The following is a 15,006-nucleotide window of genomic DNA, read 5'->3' as shown; positions in this document are numbered from 1 at the left end:
TTGCCTATGCCATGGCGGCCACGATCTTTTTTCCGGGGGACTGACAATGAACAGGATGATGATCGCCGCGCCGCTGCTCATGTTGGCCTTGCCGGGCTGCGTGGCCAAGACCGCGCTCGACATCGCGACCATGCCGGTGCGCGCGGGCGCGCAGGCGGCGGACTGGGCCACGACCAGCCAGGATGAGGCCGACCGCAATTATGGCCGCAAGATGCGCAAGCAAGAAGCGCGCGAGGGGCGCGAGATGAAGAAGCGGGAAAAGGAACGCCGCCGCCAGTGCCGCGAGGCTGGCTATCAGGATTGCGACTGAGGGTTACGCAGCCGCGCGCCGCAGCCGATCGTTGATCGCGACGCCCACCCCTTCGTTCGGGATCGGCGCGACCGCGATGCGCCGCGCGGCGCTCGCATCGGCGATGTGGAGCGCGGCGAACAGATTGCCCGCCGCTTCGGTCAGGTCCGCCTCGGCGCTGAGGTTGATATGGCACGGCATCAGGCCGAAGCCGATCAGATATTCGTCCGTCTCGCCCCGCAGCGCATCGAGGCGCACCGGCTTCGACGGCGCATAATGGCTCTCCAGCTGTCCCGGCGCTTCGATCTTGCCGTCCGCCGCCGTGACGACCGGCAGGCCAGTGGCCTCCTCCAGCATCGCCGCCGTCACCGGGCCGGGCCGCAGCAGCCGGACCTTGTCCGCTTCCGGCGCGGCGATGGTCGATTCAAGGCCGTCGCTGGTCGGCCCCTCGTCCAGGATCAGCCGGATCTTGCCGCCCAGGCTGGTGAGCACATGCTCGGCGCGCGTCGGGCTGATCGACCCGCTGCGATTGGCCGACGGCGCGGCAAGGGGGCATCCCGCCGCGCGGATCAGCGCGCGCATCGCCGGATGGGCCGGCAGTCGCAGCGCCACGGTGGGCAGACCCGCCGTCACCAGCGGCGACAGGCCGCTTGTCCCGCGCGCCGGCAGCACCAGCGTCAGCGGCCCCGGCCAGAACCGCTCCGCCAGCAACCGCGCCACCGGCGAAAACAGCGCCAGCCCCTCGGCCATCTCCCGGTCGGCGACATGCACGATCAGTGGATTGAAACTCGGCCGCCCTTTGGCGCTGTAGATTGCCGCCACCGCATTGCTGTCGGTCGCATCGGCGGCGAGGCCATAGACGGTCTCGGTGGGCACGGCGACCGGCTCGCCTGCCCGGATCAGCAGCGCCGCCTCGCGCAGCGCGTCCGCGCCATAGCGCAGGCTCCTGGTCGAAAAGGCTGGATGGGCGATTGTCACGGCCCCGCGCTATAGTCCCCGATCAAGCGGAGTAAAAGGCCATTGCGACAGGGGAATGACAGGGTTGCGCCCTGCCGGGCGTCACCTTAATCCCGCGCCATGACCGACGCTCTCCTGACGCGCATTGCCGAAGCGCTCGAACGGCTGGCGCCGCCGCCCGCCGCGCCCGCCGATCTCACCGTCGCGCCGGCCTATGTCTGGGATGGCCGCGCCATCGCCTCGGTCGACGCGTTCGCGCCAATCGATTACGACCTTCTGAGCGGTATCGACACGCAGAAGCAGGCGTTGCTGGACAATAGCCGCCGCCACGCCGCCGGCCACGCCGCGCATGACGTGCTGCTGTGGGGCGCGCGCGGCACCGGCAAGTCGGCGGTTGTCGCGGCCGTCGTCGCCCGGCTCCAGCGTGAAGGGCAGGACATCGCGCTGCTGCAATGCGCGGTCGATGAACTGGCGAGCCTGCCCGCGCTCTTTTCGCTGCTGCGCCCGACAACACGCCCCTTCATCCTTTTCCTCGATGATCTCGGCTTCGACGATCATGGAGCGGGGGACGCGCGGGCGCTCCGTTCGCTGCTTCAGGGCGGTACGGCGGCGCGCCCGGCCAATGTCCGTCTTTACGTCACCTCCAACCGCCGGCACATCATCCCCCGCCACCTCGCCGAGCAGGACGATCCGATCAACCCGCGCGACGTGGTGGATGACAAGATGGCGCTGTCCGACCGTTTCGGGCTTAGCCTCGGCTTCCACGCGATCGACCAGGACGCCTATGTCGCGATCGTGCGCGGCTATGCGGCAACGCTGGGCCTTGATGTCGATCCGCTGGAGGCGATCCAGTGGGCGACCCAGCGGGGTAGCCGGTCGGGCCGTGTCGCCTGGCAATATGTGGTCGAACTGGCCGGCCGCAACGGGTTGGCGCTCTGAGCGCTACTTGGCCGCCGTCACCCGCCACACCACGCCGCCGACATCGTCGCTGACCAGCAGCGCGCCGCTTTTGTCGCCGGTCACGTCGACCGGCCGGCCCTGCGCGTTGCCATCGCGGTCCAGAAAGCCCGTCAGCACATCGACCGGCTTGCCCTTGCCCGCTTCCCCATCGGCAAAGCCCACGAACACGACCTTATATCCGGCGGCTGGTTTGCGGTTCCAGCTTCCGTGCAGCCCGACAAACGCCCCCTCCGCATAGGGTGCGCCCAGCTTCACCGCGTCAGCAAAGGCCAGGCCCAGCGGCGCGACATGGTTGCCCAGCGCATAGTCGGGCCGCTTGGTATATTCGCGCAGTTCCGGCCGCTGCGGCTGCACCCGCCGGTCCTCGTAACCGCCCCAATAATTCCACGGCCAGCCGTAGAATGCGCCGAACTCGATCCGGCTCAGATAATCGGGCACCAGGTCGCTGCCCAGCATGTCGCGCTCGTTGACCACGCCCCACAGCGCGCCGCTCTCCGGCTCGAACGCCAGGCCCACCGGGTTGCGCAGGCCGGACGCGAACACCCGCTTATATCCGGTCTTGGGATTGACCTCCCACACCGCCGCGCGGTTCTTCTCCTGGTCCAGCCCCTTCTCGCCGATATTGCTGTTGGAGCCGACGCCGACATAGAGCAGTCCATTGGGCCCGGCGGCCAGGCTCTTGGTCCAGTGATAATTCGGCCCCTGCGCTGGCAGATCGACGATCTTGCGCCCCCTCCCGCTGATCCTGGTCTCGCCTTCCTTATAGGGGAAAGCCATCAGGGCGTCGGTGTTGGCGACATAGAGCGTGTCGCCGACCAGCGCCATGCCATAGGGCGAGTGAAGCCCCGTCAGGAACGCGGTCTTGGTTTCCGCCCGCCCGTCGCCATCGGCGTCGCGCAGCAGGGTGATGCGGTTGGCAGACGGCACGCCCGCGCCCGCCTTGTCCATGAAATAGGCCATGACCCGGTCGACGATGCCTTCCTTGGGCCGGGGCGGGCTGTTGGTTTCGGCCACCAATATGTCGCCATTGGGCAGGCGCAGCAGCGATCGCGGATGCGCCAGTCCCTCGGCGAAGCGCGCGACGGCAAGCCCCTTCGCCGCCACCGGCTTCGCGCCGGCGGCCCATGGCTTCACCTCGGCGATATTGATGGTGGGCAGCATCTCGCTGCGCGCGCTGGTGAAGACCGGCTCGCGCCCGGTGTCGGCCCCGGCGGGGAGCCGGGCGGTGTCGCCCTGCGCGAAATAGAGGAAAGCGCCGCCGGCAAGGGCCAGGGCGACGAGCGGCAGGACGATGATATGTTTGTTCATGCCGCCTATCTATGCCGCCGCCGGTTCAGCGACAAGGCGGCGATCAGCGTTCGCGCAGATAGAGCAGCAGCGCGATGACGATCCCCAGCGCCAGTCCGGTGAGCAATCCGATGCTCGGCTGCCCCAGCAATCCGCCGATGATCGTGCCGCCCAGAATGAGCAGAGCGATAATCGCGCCCGCGCCGGTCGGAGTCTTGCTGCCTTTGGTCATCGCCCCGCCTTGCCATCATCCCGCCACCGATGCCAGCCTCTTTGCGCCGCGGCCTTGCGTGCCCCGCAGAGGGACCGCGCCGTCCCGTTCCGGCACGAATGACCCGGTTCGGGACTTGCCTAATGGAGCGTTCACCCTCGTCGCCCGCCACCTGCGCCATCGCGCGAAAATGGCACGGCGGTTGAACCTGTCTGCCCACAAACACGCCGGATAAGAAGCGGGGGGTCGCACACATGCAGTTGCCATATCTTGCCAATCGCAAGAGCTATGACGATGCCGCCGAACTTATGGCGGCGTTTGGCGCGAACGCGGGCTATGAAGCCGCCGCGCGCGCCGACCGCAGCCTCGATCAGGGCAATCACATCCATTTCTGCCACTGGCGGCAGATCGAGCGGCTGATCGTACTGCTGACCTACGACCAGCCGCTGGGCACGATCCACTGACGCGCTAAAGCCGCAGCCCCGCCGTCTCCGGCAACCCTGCAAGGATATTGAGGTTCTGCACCGCCGCGCCGGCCGCGCCCTTGCCCAGATTGTCGAGCGCCGCCGCCAGCCGAATTTGCCCCGTCGCTTCGTTGGCGAAGACGAACAACGCCAGACGGTCGGTCGCGCCGACATGCTCCAGCGCAAGGCCAGTCATCGCAGCGCTCTCCTCCAGCGCCGCGACGCTGACGATCGGCGATCCTTCATAGGCGGCGGCGAGCGTCGCATGAACATCGCCAACCGACGGCGCGCCGGGCAGCGCGTTCAGGTGCAGCGGCACCTCCACGATCATGCCGCGATAGGCATTCGCTACCCCCGGCGCAAAGATCGGCGTCTGCGCCAGCCCCGAATAGCGCGTCATTTCCGGCAGATGCTTGTGCGTCAGTGACAGACCATAGGGGCGATAGGCGCTCGGGACTCCCGCCGCGCCTTCATATTCCGCGATCATCGCCTTGCCGCCGCCCGAATAGCCGGTCGCGCCCGATATCGTCACGGGCCAGTCGGCAGGCAGCAGCCCCGCCAGCACCAGCGGCCTGACCAAAGCCAGAAAGCCGGTAGGCCAGCAGCCCGGATTGGCGACGAAGCGGCTCTCCGCCAGCTGCGCCCGATGCCCCGGCTCCAGTTCGGGAAAGCCGTAGGTCCATCCGTCGGCGACGCGATGCGCCGTCGATGCGTCGATCACGCGGGTGCGGTCATTGTCGATCAGCGCCACCGCCTCGCGTGCCGCCTCGTCGGGCAGGCACAGGATGACGATGTCCGCGGCATTCAGCGCCTCGCGCCGCGCGCCGGCATCCCTGCGGTCTTTCTCATCGACCGTCAGCAGCGTCAGTTCCGGCCGCCCGGCCAGCCGCTCGGCGATCTCGATGCCGGTGGTGCCATGGCCCCCGTCGATGAAAACCCGGCTGCTCATGCCTCGATCCTCCGCCGCGCGATGATGGGATGCTCGTGCAGGGCAGCCAGCCGCGCGACGACATCGGCCAGCGGCTCCTCGACCACCGCCATCCAGTGCGCGTTGGCGTGGAGCAACGTCCGTTCATCGGTCATGATGCCGACATGGCCGGGGAAGAAGATGAGGTCGCCGCGCCGCAACTTCGCCTCGCTGTCGATCGGGCTGCCGATCCCTTCGCATTGCAGGTCGGTGTCGCGCGGCGCGGCGATGCCGGCCTGGCCCAGCGCCACCTGCACCAGCCCCGAACAGTCGATCCCGCGATGCCCACGCCCGCCCCAGACATAGGGCTGGCCCAGATAGCGTTGCGCGACCGCGACCCAATCGTCGGGCCGGAAATTGGCCGGCTCGGCATGGCGCCGATGAACGAAGCCCTCGGCGCAGGCGATGAAGTCACCCTGCTCCTCGCCCAGGAACTGCGCGCCCCCCGGCCAATAGTCGGCGATCGGGCTCTTGATGTCGGCGGCGCTGAACAGAGGCGCGACCCGCGCCGCGATCCGGTGAGTGGGCGTTTCGGCGACGTCCAGCGCGTCGCGCCGGACATAGCCGACATAGCCGTCATGCCCGCAAAAGCCCCAGGCCCAGTCGGTGGTGACGTCGAGCGCGTGAAACGCCTCGCCGCGCAGCAACTGGCTCACCGCTTCGGCCGTGGGGGAGGCCGCCGCCAGGATCGCCGCGCCCGGCGCCACGCAGGTCAGCGGCACCGCGCGCGCATAATGGGCGGAAAATAATATCCCGGCGAGCGACAGGTCGGCGAGGTCGCCCCGCGCGGCATGGACGCGGCGGTCGAGCGCTACCGACCGGCCATCCAGTTTGAAGCGGGTTCTTTCAGACGGTCCGTTCGGCTGAGATATGAGAGTGCCTTTCATCGCGCGCGGTTCCTGCGATGAAATGGTGAAAGGCGTCAAGAAATTCCGCCCCCTTGGGCGTCCGGGTGATGAAAATATTGCGCCGGTCCGCCGCATCGCGCTCGCGCCGCAGATAGCCGAGCGCCGACAATTTGTTGAGCGCGCGGGTGATGACCGGTTTGGACACATGCAGCGCTTCGGCAAGGCCCCGTACGGTGTGCGGCCCTTGGCCGATATAGACGGTCATCATCAGCGCCATCTGGCGGTTGGTCAGATCGGGCTTGCCTGACCGGACATAATCGACAAGCGTTCGCATCCATTGGCCGAGCGGCTGGATGCCCGGGCGTTCGACTTCGATGGCGTGACCATTGGCTGCGTGCGCGTTCATGCCGCCTTAACGCACGATTGACAATCCGGTTGCGTAACGGATGCGGCACTAGTCGCGGTGCCAGCCGGTCCAGCGGATGCCGCATCAAAGCGCGCAGGGGAACGCTTTGCGCGCGCCCGCGTCATCCCCATCTGACGGACAAAGGAGACACGCCATGCCGCTCACCGCCGCCCCGGACATTGCCGACCTGCTTGCCCAAACCCGCACCATTGCGCTGGTCGGCATATCCGACCGGCCCGACCGCGCCAGCTATTCGGTCATGGCCTTCCTTCAGGGCCATGGCTATCGCGTCCTGCCGGTCAACCCGCAGATCGCGGGTGAGCATGTCCATGGCGAATTCGTCTGGGGCCGCCTGTCCGACATCGGCGTGCCCATCGACATGGTGGATATCTTCCGCCGCAGCGAGGCCGCCGGTAAGGCGGTGGACGACGCCATTGCCGTCGGCGCGAAATCGGTCTGGATGCAGATCGGCGTCGTCAACGAAGCCGCCGCCGCTCGCGCCGAAGCCGCCGGGCTTAAGGTGGTGATGGACCGCTGCCCCGCGATCGAGGTTCCGCGTCTTGGCGTCGCGCCCGTCGCCGCCGATTAGCGCTAGGCATCGCGGCTGCCCGTCCCTATCAGGGCAGCCATGGGGCGTTCACCGCGACTACGTGCGACAGGCCGGAAAGGCATCGACCGCCGGACCCTGCTCATCGGCGGCGGCGCGACGGCGGGTCTGCTGCTCGCCTGGGGCGCGTGGCCGCGTAGCTACCAGCCGAACCTCAATGCCGGTCCCGACGAGACGATCGTCAACGCCTTCCTCAAGATCGACCGTTCCGGCCAGATCATCGTCATCGTGCCGCAGACCGAAACGGGGCAGGGCGTCACCACGCTTCTGCCACAGATATTGGCCGACGAACTCGGCGCTGACTGGCGCACGGTGGCGGTCCAGAGCGCGCCGGTCAGCCCGCTCTACGCCAACACGCTGCTGGCGCGCGAGTGGCTGGCGAGCGACTGGACCCGGCTGATCGTTGGCGCGGGGGACTGGGCGATCGAGCAATATGCGACGCGCGGCGCGTTGATGCTGACGGGCGGGGGCACCTCCGTCCCCATGTTCCACGACGCCTATCGCGATGCGGGCGCGGCGGCGCGGGTGCTGCTGTGCAAGGCCGCCGCAGCGCGCTGGGGCATTCCCTGGGAAAGCTGCGACATACAAGGCGGCATCGTCACCGATGGCGCGGCGCGCCGGATGAGGATCGGCGAGGTCGCCGGCGAGGCCATGACCTTCGTCCTGCCCGATATATTGCCCTACCGCCAGGGGCAGGAGAACCGCCTGGCCGGCCAGGATCTCCCCCGGCTCGACACCCCGTCGAAGATCGACGGCAGCCATAATTTCGCCGCCGACATCCGCCTGCCCGACATGGTCTATGCCTCGATACGGCAGGGGCCGATCGGCGACGCGACGCTTGGCGGTCTCGACGATCGCGCGCCCGCCACCGTCACCGGATTCCTCAAGCTCGTGAAGCAGGAGCGTTGGGTCGCCGCCGTCGCCAGCAACTGGTGGGCGGCGAACAAGGCGCTCGACCTCGCCGATCCCGTCTTCACCCTGCGCGGAACCCCGGTCAGCAGCGAGAGCATCGATGCCGCGTTGGAGGCGGCCTTCTCCAGCACCGCCGGCCGCCGGGTTTATTCCCAGGGCGACTTGGCTCCGGTGTTCGAGGGCGCGACCATCCTTGCCAGCGAATATCAGGTCGACCCCGGTCTCCATCTCGCGCTTGAACCGCTCTGCGCCACCGCGCGGGTCACCGAAGATGGCGCGGAAGTCTGGCTGGCCACCCAGGCCCCTGCGCTGGCGCGGGACGCCATCGCCGCCGCGCTCGGTCTGCCCGAAAGCGCCGTCACCCTCTATCCGCTTCATGCCGGCGGCTCCTTCGGCCGTAAAATGGACTGGGAGGCGGGCGTGCAGGCCGCGCTCATCAGCCGCGACATGGGCCGCCCGGTGCAACTCCTCTGGTCGCGGCTGGAGGATGTGGTTCAGGACCGCCCCGGCGCGCCCGCCCATGCCCGCATGGCCGCCAAGCTCGGCCGAAACGGCGCGATCGAAGGGTGGTTGGCGAAGGTCGCCACCCCCTGCGCGATGACGCAGACATGGGGTCGGATCGCGGATCGCAAGCTGCCGTATGAAGCTGCGGCCGCCGCCGCCGATACCCCGTCGCGCCTCGCCGTCGCCGGCATGGCGCCGCCCTACGCCATTCCCAACTGGGCGATCGACCATTACCCTTGCGATGTCGGCCTCCCCCTCGGCTTCACCCGTGGCAACGCGCATCTCCACGGCGCATTCTTCACCGAAAGCTTCGTCGATGAACTCGCGCATCTCGCGGGGATGGAGGCCATGTCCTTCCGCATCCAGATGCTCGGCGGCAATCCGCGCCTCGCCCATTGCCTTTCGACGGCGGCGGCGATGGGCGGATGGCAGGGCGGGGTGGCCGGAAGCGGGCAGGGGATCGCCGCGCACCAGATGGGCGGGGCGTATGCCGCCGTCATGGTCGAAGCTGCGATGAACGGCGACGCGCTCAGCGTCGGGCGGATCGTCGCGGCGGTCGACGCCGGTGATCAGGTCAATCCCGACATCGCCCGACAACAGATCGAGGGCGGGCTGCTTTACGGCCTCGCCTTCGCCATGGGCGCGTCCGTCCCCTACGAACGCGGCCTGCCCACCCGCGCCATCCTTGGCCGCATGAACCTGCCGCGCCTTGCCGACATCGGGGAGGTCACGGTCGAACTGATCCGCAGCACCGCCGATGCGGCGGGCGTCACCGATCTCGCCGCGCCGCTGGTCGCCCCGGCCGTCGCCAACGCCCTGTACACATGGACAGGTCAGCGCCTGCGCAGCCTGCCTCTAGTGGGAAGCGCATGACCACCGCCAAGCCCGCCGATCACCCCGCCATCCCGTCGCCCAAGGTCGGGGTGCTGCTCATCAATCTCGGCACGCCCGATGGCCCCGATCCCAAATCGGTGCGGCGTTACCTGGCCGAATTCCTGTCCGACCGCCGCGTGGTGGAAATTCCGCCGCTCCTATGGCAGCCGATCCTGCGCGGCGTCATTCTCACCACCCGCCCGAAAAAGTCCGCCCATGCCTACAGGCAGGTCTGGACCGACGAAGGCTCCCCGCTCGCCGTCCACACCCGCGTCACCGCGCAGGCGATGCAAGCCGCGATGGGGGAGGGGGTCGTGGTCGATTGGGCGATGCGCTATGGCAATCCCGGCATCGCCAGCCGGCTCGCCGCGATGAAGGCGGCAGGATGCGACCGCATCCTGCTCGCGCCGCTCTATCCGCAATATAGCGCCGCCACGACGGCCACCGCCAACGACGCCGCCTTCGCCGCGCTCGCCGCGATGCGCTGGCAGCCCGCCATCCGCACCCTGCCGCCCTACCATGACGACCCGGCCTATATCGCCGCGCTCAAGGCCTCGATCAAGCGCAGCATCGCCGCGCTGGACTTCGCGCCGCAAGCGCTTCTCGCCAGCTTCCACGGGATGCCGGAGCGGACATTGCGCCTCGGCGATCCCTATCATTGCCAGTCGGTCAAGACCGTCCGCCTGCTGCGCGAGGCGCTGGCGCTTCCCGTCCATATGAGCTTCCAGTCGCGCTTCGGCCGCGCCAAATGGCTGGAGCCGGAGACGGAATCGACCCTGGCCCGGATGGTGGACGAAGGTGTCAGGAATGTTGCCGTTGTGACACCAGGCTTTTCCGCCGACTGCCTTGAAACGCTGGAGGAAATCGCGTTGCGGGCGAAAGAGGTGTTTCTGGCAAAAGGCGGAGAGAAATTCGCCTATTTGCCCTGTCTAAATGCCTCGGGCGAAGCTATCACCCTCTATCACAGGCTAATCAGCCGTGAACTTTCGGGTTGGATCGACTGACCCTTTGAAGGAGGAAGCCGAATGTCGAGAGTGGCGATCGTAACCGGCGGGACGCGGGGCATTGGCGAGGCGATCAGCCTGGCGCTGAAGGACATGGGCTACACCGTCGCGGCCAATTATGCCGGTAATGACGCGAAGGCGAAGGCCTTCTCCGACGAAACCGGCATCGCGGCGTTCAAATGGGATGTCGGCGATCATCAGGCTTGCCTCGACGGCTGCGCGCAGGTCGCCGAACAGCTCGGCCCGATCGATATCGTCGTCAACAATGCCGGCATCACCCGCGACGGCGTGCTTGCGAAGATGAGCTTCGACGACTGGAACGAGGTGATGCGGATCAACCTGGGCGGTTGCTTCAACATGGCGAAGGCGACCTTCGGCGGAATGCGCGAGCGTGGCTGGGGCCGGATCGTCAATATCGGCTCGATCAACGGTCAGGCGGGCCAGTACGGCCAGGTCAACTATGCCGCCGCCAAATCGGGCATCCATGGCTTCACCAAGGCGCTGGCGCAGGAGGGCGCAAAATCGGGTGTGACCGTCAACGCCATCGCGCCCGGCTATATCGACACCGACATGGTTGCCGCCGTGCCCGCGCCAGTGCTGGAGAAGATCGTTGCCAAAATCCCGGTCGGCCGTCTCGGCCAGGCGCATGAAATCGCGCGAGGCGTCGCCTTCTTCTGCAGCGAGGATGGCGGCTTCGTGACCGGCAGCACGCTGTCGATCAACGGCGGCCAGCATATGTATTGATGAACAGGGACGGCTCCGACCAGCCCTCGGGGCCGTCCCTTGCGCCGCCGGTCAAGCGCAGCGTCACCATCGCAGGTCATCAGACCGCGATCAGCCTCGAACCCATATTCTGGGACGCGCTGCGCGCCGCGGCGGCGGCGGAAAACCTCCCGACCAACGCACTGATAGCGCGCATCGATGTCGCGCGTCTTGCCGTCGACCCCACCCCCAATCTCGCAAGTGCGATCCGCTGCTGGCTCTTCGATCGAGCGTGCGGCTATCGCTGATAGGAATTATTCGCATTAGCATTGACAGTAAGAACGATTCGCAATAGCGGTCCCACCAACCGAACAGGGGGACCATCATGGCCGTTACCGCAAAATCCGCATCCTTCCTCGCGCTCAGCTGCGTCGGTGCACTGACGAGCGGGCCTGCCCTGGCCGCCGATGCGCCCGCAGCAGTGACGGCGCAGGATTCCATCGTCGTGACCGGACAGATCTACGCCGACCAGACGGTGAACCCCAAAAATACCGCCCCTGTGCTCGACACGCCGCAGACCATCACGATCATTTCCGACCAGACGATCAAGAAGCAGAATTTGCTCACCCTGCGCGACGTGTTGACGACCGTCCCCGGCATCACCTTCGGCGCGGGCGAGGGTGGCGGCGGCTATGGCGACAGCATCAACCTGCGCGGCTATTCGGCCAATAACGACATCACCCAGGATGGCGTGCGCGACAGCGCCCAATATAGCCGCACCGACCCGTTCAACATGCAGCAGGTGGAGGTCTATAATGGCGCCAACTCGGTCTACAACGGCTCGGGCTCGGTCGGCGGCACGATCAACCTCGTGTCGAAGGCGCCGCAGGCGGAAAACCTGACCATCCTCGAAGCAGGTGTTGGCACCGATGATTATTATCGCGCCACGGTGGACAGCAATATCCGCGCGTCGGACTTCATCGGCATCCGCCTGAACGCCATGGTCCACCGCAACGACCTGCCGGGACGCGATGTCGAGCGCTTCAAGCGCTGGGCCGTTGCTCCTTCCGTCAAGCTCGGCATGGACGGCCCGACCAGCCTCAGCCTCTCCTATTTCCATCAGGAGGACCGCAACACGCCGGTCTATGGGGTGCCCTTCTTCAAGAACGCGATCAATGACGGCCCGCTGCCCGGTGTCGATGACAGCGATTATTTCGGCATCGCCAATCTCGACCGGCAGGATATCGACATCGACCGCTTCACCGCGATCTTCGCGCATCAGTTCAGCGACGCCGTCTCGCTCCGAACGCTGGGCCGCTGGCAGCGCGTGCGCCAGGACAGCATCACCAGCGCGCCGCAGGGCACCTATTGCCTCGCCAGCGGGGTGCAACCGGTGACCGCCACCGATCTGACGACCCCGCTCGCCTGTTCGGCGGGCATGGCGGCCGGCACCTATCGCCCTTCCGGTCCGCGCGGGCTCGTCCGCGACCAACTCAATGACCTTTTCTATGCCCAGACCGACCTCCGCATCGTCAGCGGCGACGCGGGCGGCATCCGCAACACGCTCGTCGTCGGCGCATCGGCAACGCAGGAGGATTATCGCCTGACCAGCGCGAACCTTCTCCGCACCGCCGCCGGCGCGACCGTGGCGGAGCCCGACATCAGCCTCGCCAGCCCCAACACCAACTGGACCGGCGCGGTGAATCGGATCGTCTCGGGTCATAGCTATGGCGACAGCCGCAATCTCGCCATCTACGCCTTCGACACCATCGAGCTGGGCCAGTTCGAGCTGAACGGCGGCCTGCGCTACGAAGATGTCCGCAACATCTTCCGCGCCGACACCGTCGCGCTGCCTGCGGCCGGCGGCGGCACGACGCCCGGCATCGTCCAGCGCAGCAAGGAAAGCCTTTTCTCCTACCGCGTCGGCGGGGTGTTCAAGCCGACACAGGATGTCAGCCTCTACGCCGCCTTCGCCAACAGCAAGACGCCTTCGTCAGCGACCGTGCGCGCCGGCTGCACGACCGGATCGGGCGCGACCTTCGTCAATTTCTGCGACGTCGCGCCGGAAACCGCGCGCAGCTACGAAATCGGCGCAAAGGCGAACCTGATGGGCGGCAAGCTGCTCGCCACCGCCGCGCTCTTCCGCAACGAACGCACCAATTACCGCATACCCACCAACGATCCCGCCACCAACGCGACTTTCCAGGTTCTCGACGGCCGGTCTCGGGTGGATGGCGTCGCGCTCGGCCTCACCGGCAATATCACGCCGCAATGGCTGATCTTCGCCAACTACACCTATCTTGACGGCAAGATCGTGCAGGGTACGTCGGACAGCTGCATCGCCAATCCCCGCGCCGCCTGTTCCAACAGCGCCGCGCTGCCCGATCCATCGAAGGGCGACGCTCTCATCCAGACGCCGAAACATTCGGGCAGCCTCTATACCAGCTACCGCCTGCCCTTCGGCCTCGAACTCGGTTATGGCGTCACCTATCAGGGCAGCTTCGCGCTCAACCAGTCCAACCTCTTCAACCGGACGCAATATCGGTCGGACGACTATTGGGTCCACCGCGCCTTCCTGTCCTGGGCCTTCGACAACGGCCTGACCGCGCAGATCAACGTCCAGAACCTGTTCGACAAGACCTACTACACCGGCATCCGTAACAATATCAGCGCGACCAACGGCGTCGTCTCGGGCGGCTGGGCCGCTCCGGGCGAAGGGCGCGCCGCCCGGCTCAGCCTCTTCTACAGCTTCTGATTTTGGGGGCGGGGGCAGGGCGGTTGCCCGTCCTCCCCCGCTCGCTTATTCCTCGCTCATGCTGATCGCCATCCCCGACCTGCTCGACCCCGCCGGGGTGTCCTCCGTCCGTGAGCTGGTCGACGCGGCCGACTGGATCGACGGCAACGCAACCTCCGGCCCGCAGTCCGCGCTTGCCAAGCGCAACCTGCAATTGCCCGAAGACAGCGCCGCCGCGAAACAGGCCGGCCAGATCGTGCTCGACGCGCTGGGACGGTCCCCGCTGTTCATCGCCGCTGCGTTGCCGCTCAAAATCTACCCGCCACTGTTCAACAGCTATGCCGGGGGGCAAGCGTTCGGCGTCCATGTCGACAATGCCGTCCGCATCCAGCCTGGCACCGGCTTCCGGGTCCGCTCAGACCTGTCGATGACCGTATTCCTCGAAGATCCGCGAGCCTATGACGGCGGCGAACTGACCGTCGAAACCCAGTTCGGCGTGCAGCAGGTGAAGCTCCCCGCTGGCCATGCGGTCCTGTACCCGTCCTCCTCGCTGCACCGGGTCGAGCCGGTGACGCGCGGGCGGCGGGTCGCCAGCTTCTTCTGGCTCCAGTCGATGATCCGCGACGACGCCGCGCGCCAGATGCTGTTCGACCTGGACCGCAGCGTGCAGGGCCTCGCGGCGCAACTCGGCCAGGATCATGCCGACGTGATCCGCCTCACCGGCGTCTATCACAATCTCCTGCGCCGCTGGGCGGAGGCGTGATCCTGCCTCAAAACGGTCGAGGCCCGGTCCCACTCGCGCGGGCCGGGCCTCTTTCCCTCTCCAAGCTCGTCAGGCGCGTGGACCGTCAGCCGTCGTAGTCGCCACCGATATTCTGGTTGCGCGGCGGCGCGGCGGCCGTCAGGCGCAGCGCTTCGGCCGACTGGGCGATCGACCCGATCTCGTCCGGCGTGTCGTCATCGTCGATCTGCACCTTCTGCAGCGATCCGACGAGCGAATCATGCAGTTCGTCCGGCAACACCGTTTCCTCGGCGATCTCGCGCAACGCCACGACCGGGTTTTTGTCGCGGTCGCGATCGATCGTCAGTTCGGCGCCGCCGGAAATCTCCCGCGCGCGCTGGGCGGCGAGAAGGACGAGGTCAAAACGGTTGGTAACCTTGTCGACGCAATCTTCGACGGTAACGCGGGCCAAACAGGGCCTCCTGATATTGCGGATGGAAAATCGTGAAAGCGCCGCCTAGCAGCCGGCCCGGCGGGAGTCAATAAAAGGCCATAAAGCG

General features: G+C 67.1%; 17 protein-coding genes. 10 read left to right on the top strand and 7 right to left on the bottom strand.

Going from position 1 to position 15,006, the window contains the following annotated elements:
* Positions 1-46 precede the first annotated feature (46 nt).
* Entirely contained in the window at positions 47-310 is a 264-nt protein-coding gene (locus ACETPF_RS09735) for a hypothetical protein (protein WP_373934246.1), read from the top strand.
* 3 nt (positions 311-313) lie between these two features.
* On the opposite strand, the gene ACETPF_RS09730 is transcribed toward ACETPF_RS09735, so the two are convergent.
* The gene (locus tag ACETPF_RS09730) at positions 314-1,267 is read right to left on the bottom strand and encodes an L-threonylcarbamoyladenylate synthase (RefSeq protein WP_373934245.1); all 954 of its coding nucleotides are present in this window, start codon (positions 1,265-1,267) and stop codon (positions 314-316) included.
* A gap of 99 nt (positions 1,268-1,366) precedes the next feature.
* On the opposite strand from ACETPF_RS09730, the gene ACETPF_RS09725 reads away from it, so the two are divergent.
* Entirely contained in the window at positions 1,367-2,185 is an 819-nt protein-coding gene (locus ACETPF_RS09725) for an ATP-binding protein (protein WP_373934244.1), read from the top strand.
* A 3-nt stretch (positions 2,186-2,188) separates the two neighbouring features.
* Here ACETPF_RS09725 and ACETPF_RS09720 read toward each other — a convergent pair whose 3' ends face one another.
* Complete coding sequence (locus ACETPF_RS09720; protein ID WP_373934243.1) at positions 2,189-3,514, bottom strand: PQQ-dependent sugar dehydrogenase; 1,326 nt, start codon at positions 3,512-3,514, stop codon at positions 2,189-2,191.
* 43 nt (positions 3,515-3,557) lie between these two features.
* The gene (locus ACETPF_RS09715; RefSeq protein WP_373934242.1) at positions 3,558-3,725 is read right to left on the bottom strand and encodes a hypothetical protein; all 168 of its coding nucleotides are present in this window, start codon (positions 3,723-3,725) and stop codon (positions 3,558-3,560) included.
* Positions 3,726-3,958: 233 nt separating this feature from the next.
* Here ACETPF_RS09715 and ACETPF_RS09710 point away from each other — a divergent pair, with 233 nt between their 5' ends.
* Positions 3,959-4,168: a hypothetical protein gene (locus ACETPF_RS09710; protein ID WP_373934241.1), complete on the top strand. Its 210-nt coding sequence runs from the start codon at positions 3,959-3,961 to the stop codon at positions 4,166-4,168.
* Positions 4,169-4,172: 4 nt separating this feature from the next.
* Here ACETPF_RS09710 and argC read toward each other — a convergent pair whose 3' ends face one another.
* Genes argC through ACETPF_RS09695 form a run of 3 tightly spaced genes read right to left on the bottom strand, consistent with a single transcriptional unit; the run spans position 4,173 to position 6,389 of the window.
* Positions 4,173-5,117 carry an N-acetyl-gamma-glutamyl-phosphate reductase gene (argC, locus tag ACETPF_RS09705; protein ID WP_373934240.1) on the bottom strand — a complete coding sequence of 315 codons (945 nt, stop codon included), beginning with the start codon at positions 5,115-5,117 and terminating at the stop codon, positions 4,173-4,175.
* A complete protein-coding gene (locus tag ACETPF_RS09700) occupies positions 5,114-6,022 on the bottom strand; it encodes a C40 family peptidase (protein ID WP_373934239.1) in 909 nt (302 codons plus the stop codon). Before ACETPF_RS09700 ends, argC begins: the two co-directional genes overlap by 4 nt.
* Positions 5,982-6,389: a MarR family transcriptional regulator gene (locus tag ACETPF_RS09695; RefSeq protein WP_373934238.1), complete on the bottom strand. Its 408-nt coding sequence runs from the start codon at positions 6,387-6,389 to the stop codon at positions 5,982-5,984. The genes ACETPF_RS09700 and ACETPF_RS09695 overlap by 41 nt, the downstream gene beginning before the upstream one ends.
* Positions 6,390-6,543: 154 nt before the next feature.
* Here ACETPF_RS09695 and ACETPF_RS09690 point away from each other — a divergent pair, with 154 nt between their 5' ends.
* From ACETPF_RS09690 to ACETPF_RS09660, 7 genes are all read left to right on the top strand, one after another.
* A complete protein-coding gene (locus ACETPF_RS09690) occupies positions 6,544-6,978 on the top strand; it encodes a CoA-binding protein (RefSeq protein WP_373934237.1) in 435 nt (144 codons plus the stop codon).
* 39 nt (positions 6,979-7,017) lie between these two features.
* On the top strand, positions 7,018-9,285 hold the full coding sequence (locus ACETPF_RS09685) for a molybdopterin cofactor-binding domain-containing protein (RefSeq protein WP_373934236.1): 2,268 nt from the start codon (positions 7,018-7,020) through the stop codon (positions 9,283-9,285).
* Positions 9,282-10,289: a ferrochelatase gene (hemH, locus tag ACETPF_RS09680; RefSeq protein WP_373934235.1), complete on the top strand. Its 1,008-nt coding sequence runs from the start codon at positions 9,282-9,284 to the stop codon at positions 10,287-10,289. The genes ACETPF_RS09685 and hemH overlap by 4 nt, the downstream gene beginning before the upstream one ends.
* A 21-nt stretch (positions 10,290-10,310) precedes the next feature.
* Positions 10,311-11,033: an acetoacetyl-CoA reductase gene (phbB, locus tag ACETPF_RS09675; RefSeq protein WP_373934234.1), complete on the top strand. Its 723-nt coding sequence runs from the start codon at positions 10,311-10,313 to the stop codon at positions 11,031-11,033.
* Positions 11,033-11,299, top strand: coding sequence for a ribbon-helix-helix domain-containing protein (locus ACETPF_RS09670; RefSeq protein ID WP_373934233.1), 267 nt, complete (start codon positions 11,033-11,035; stop codon positions 11,297-11,299). Before phbB ends, ACETPF_RS09670 begins: the two co-directional genes overlap by 1 nt.
* Positions 11,300-11,376: 77 nt before the next feature.
* A complete protein-coding gene (locus ACETPF_RS09665; RefSeq protein ID WP_373934232.1) occupies positions 11,377-13,746 on the top strand; it encodes a TonB-dependent receptor in 2,370 nt (789 codons plus the stop codon).
* A gap of 58 nt (positions 13,747-13,804) precedes the next feature.
* A complete protein-coding gene (locus ACETPF_RS09660) occupies positions 13,805-14,488 on the top strand; it encodes a Fe2+-dependent dioxygenase (RefSeq protein ID WP_373934231.1) in 684 nt (227 codons plus the stop codon).
* Positions 14,489-14,573: 85 nt separating this feature from the next.
* On the opposite strand, the gene rpoZ is transcribed toward ACETPF_RS09660, so the two are convergent.
* Positions 14,574-14,918 carry a DNA-directed RNA polymerase subunit omega gene (rpoZ, locus tag ACETPF_RS09655; protein ID WP_328276546.1) on the bottom strand — a complete coding sequence of 115 codons (345 nt, stop codon included), beginning with the start codon at positions 14,916-14,918 and terminating at the stop codon, positions 14,574-14,576.
* Positions 14,919-15,006: the final 88 nt, after the last annotated feature.

The organism is Sphingobium agrisoli, from assembly GCF_041877245.1.
In the GTDB taxonomy this organism is placed as follows: Bacteria; Pseudomonadota; Alphaproteobacteria; order Sphingomonadales; family Sphingomonadaceae; genus Sphingobium.
The sequence above is the reverse complement of the archived record's forward strand: the minus strand, read 5'-3'. Positions and strand labels throughout refer to the sequence as shown.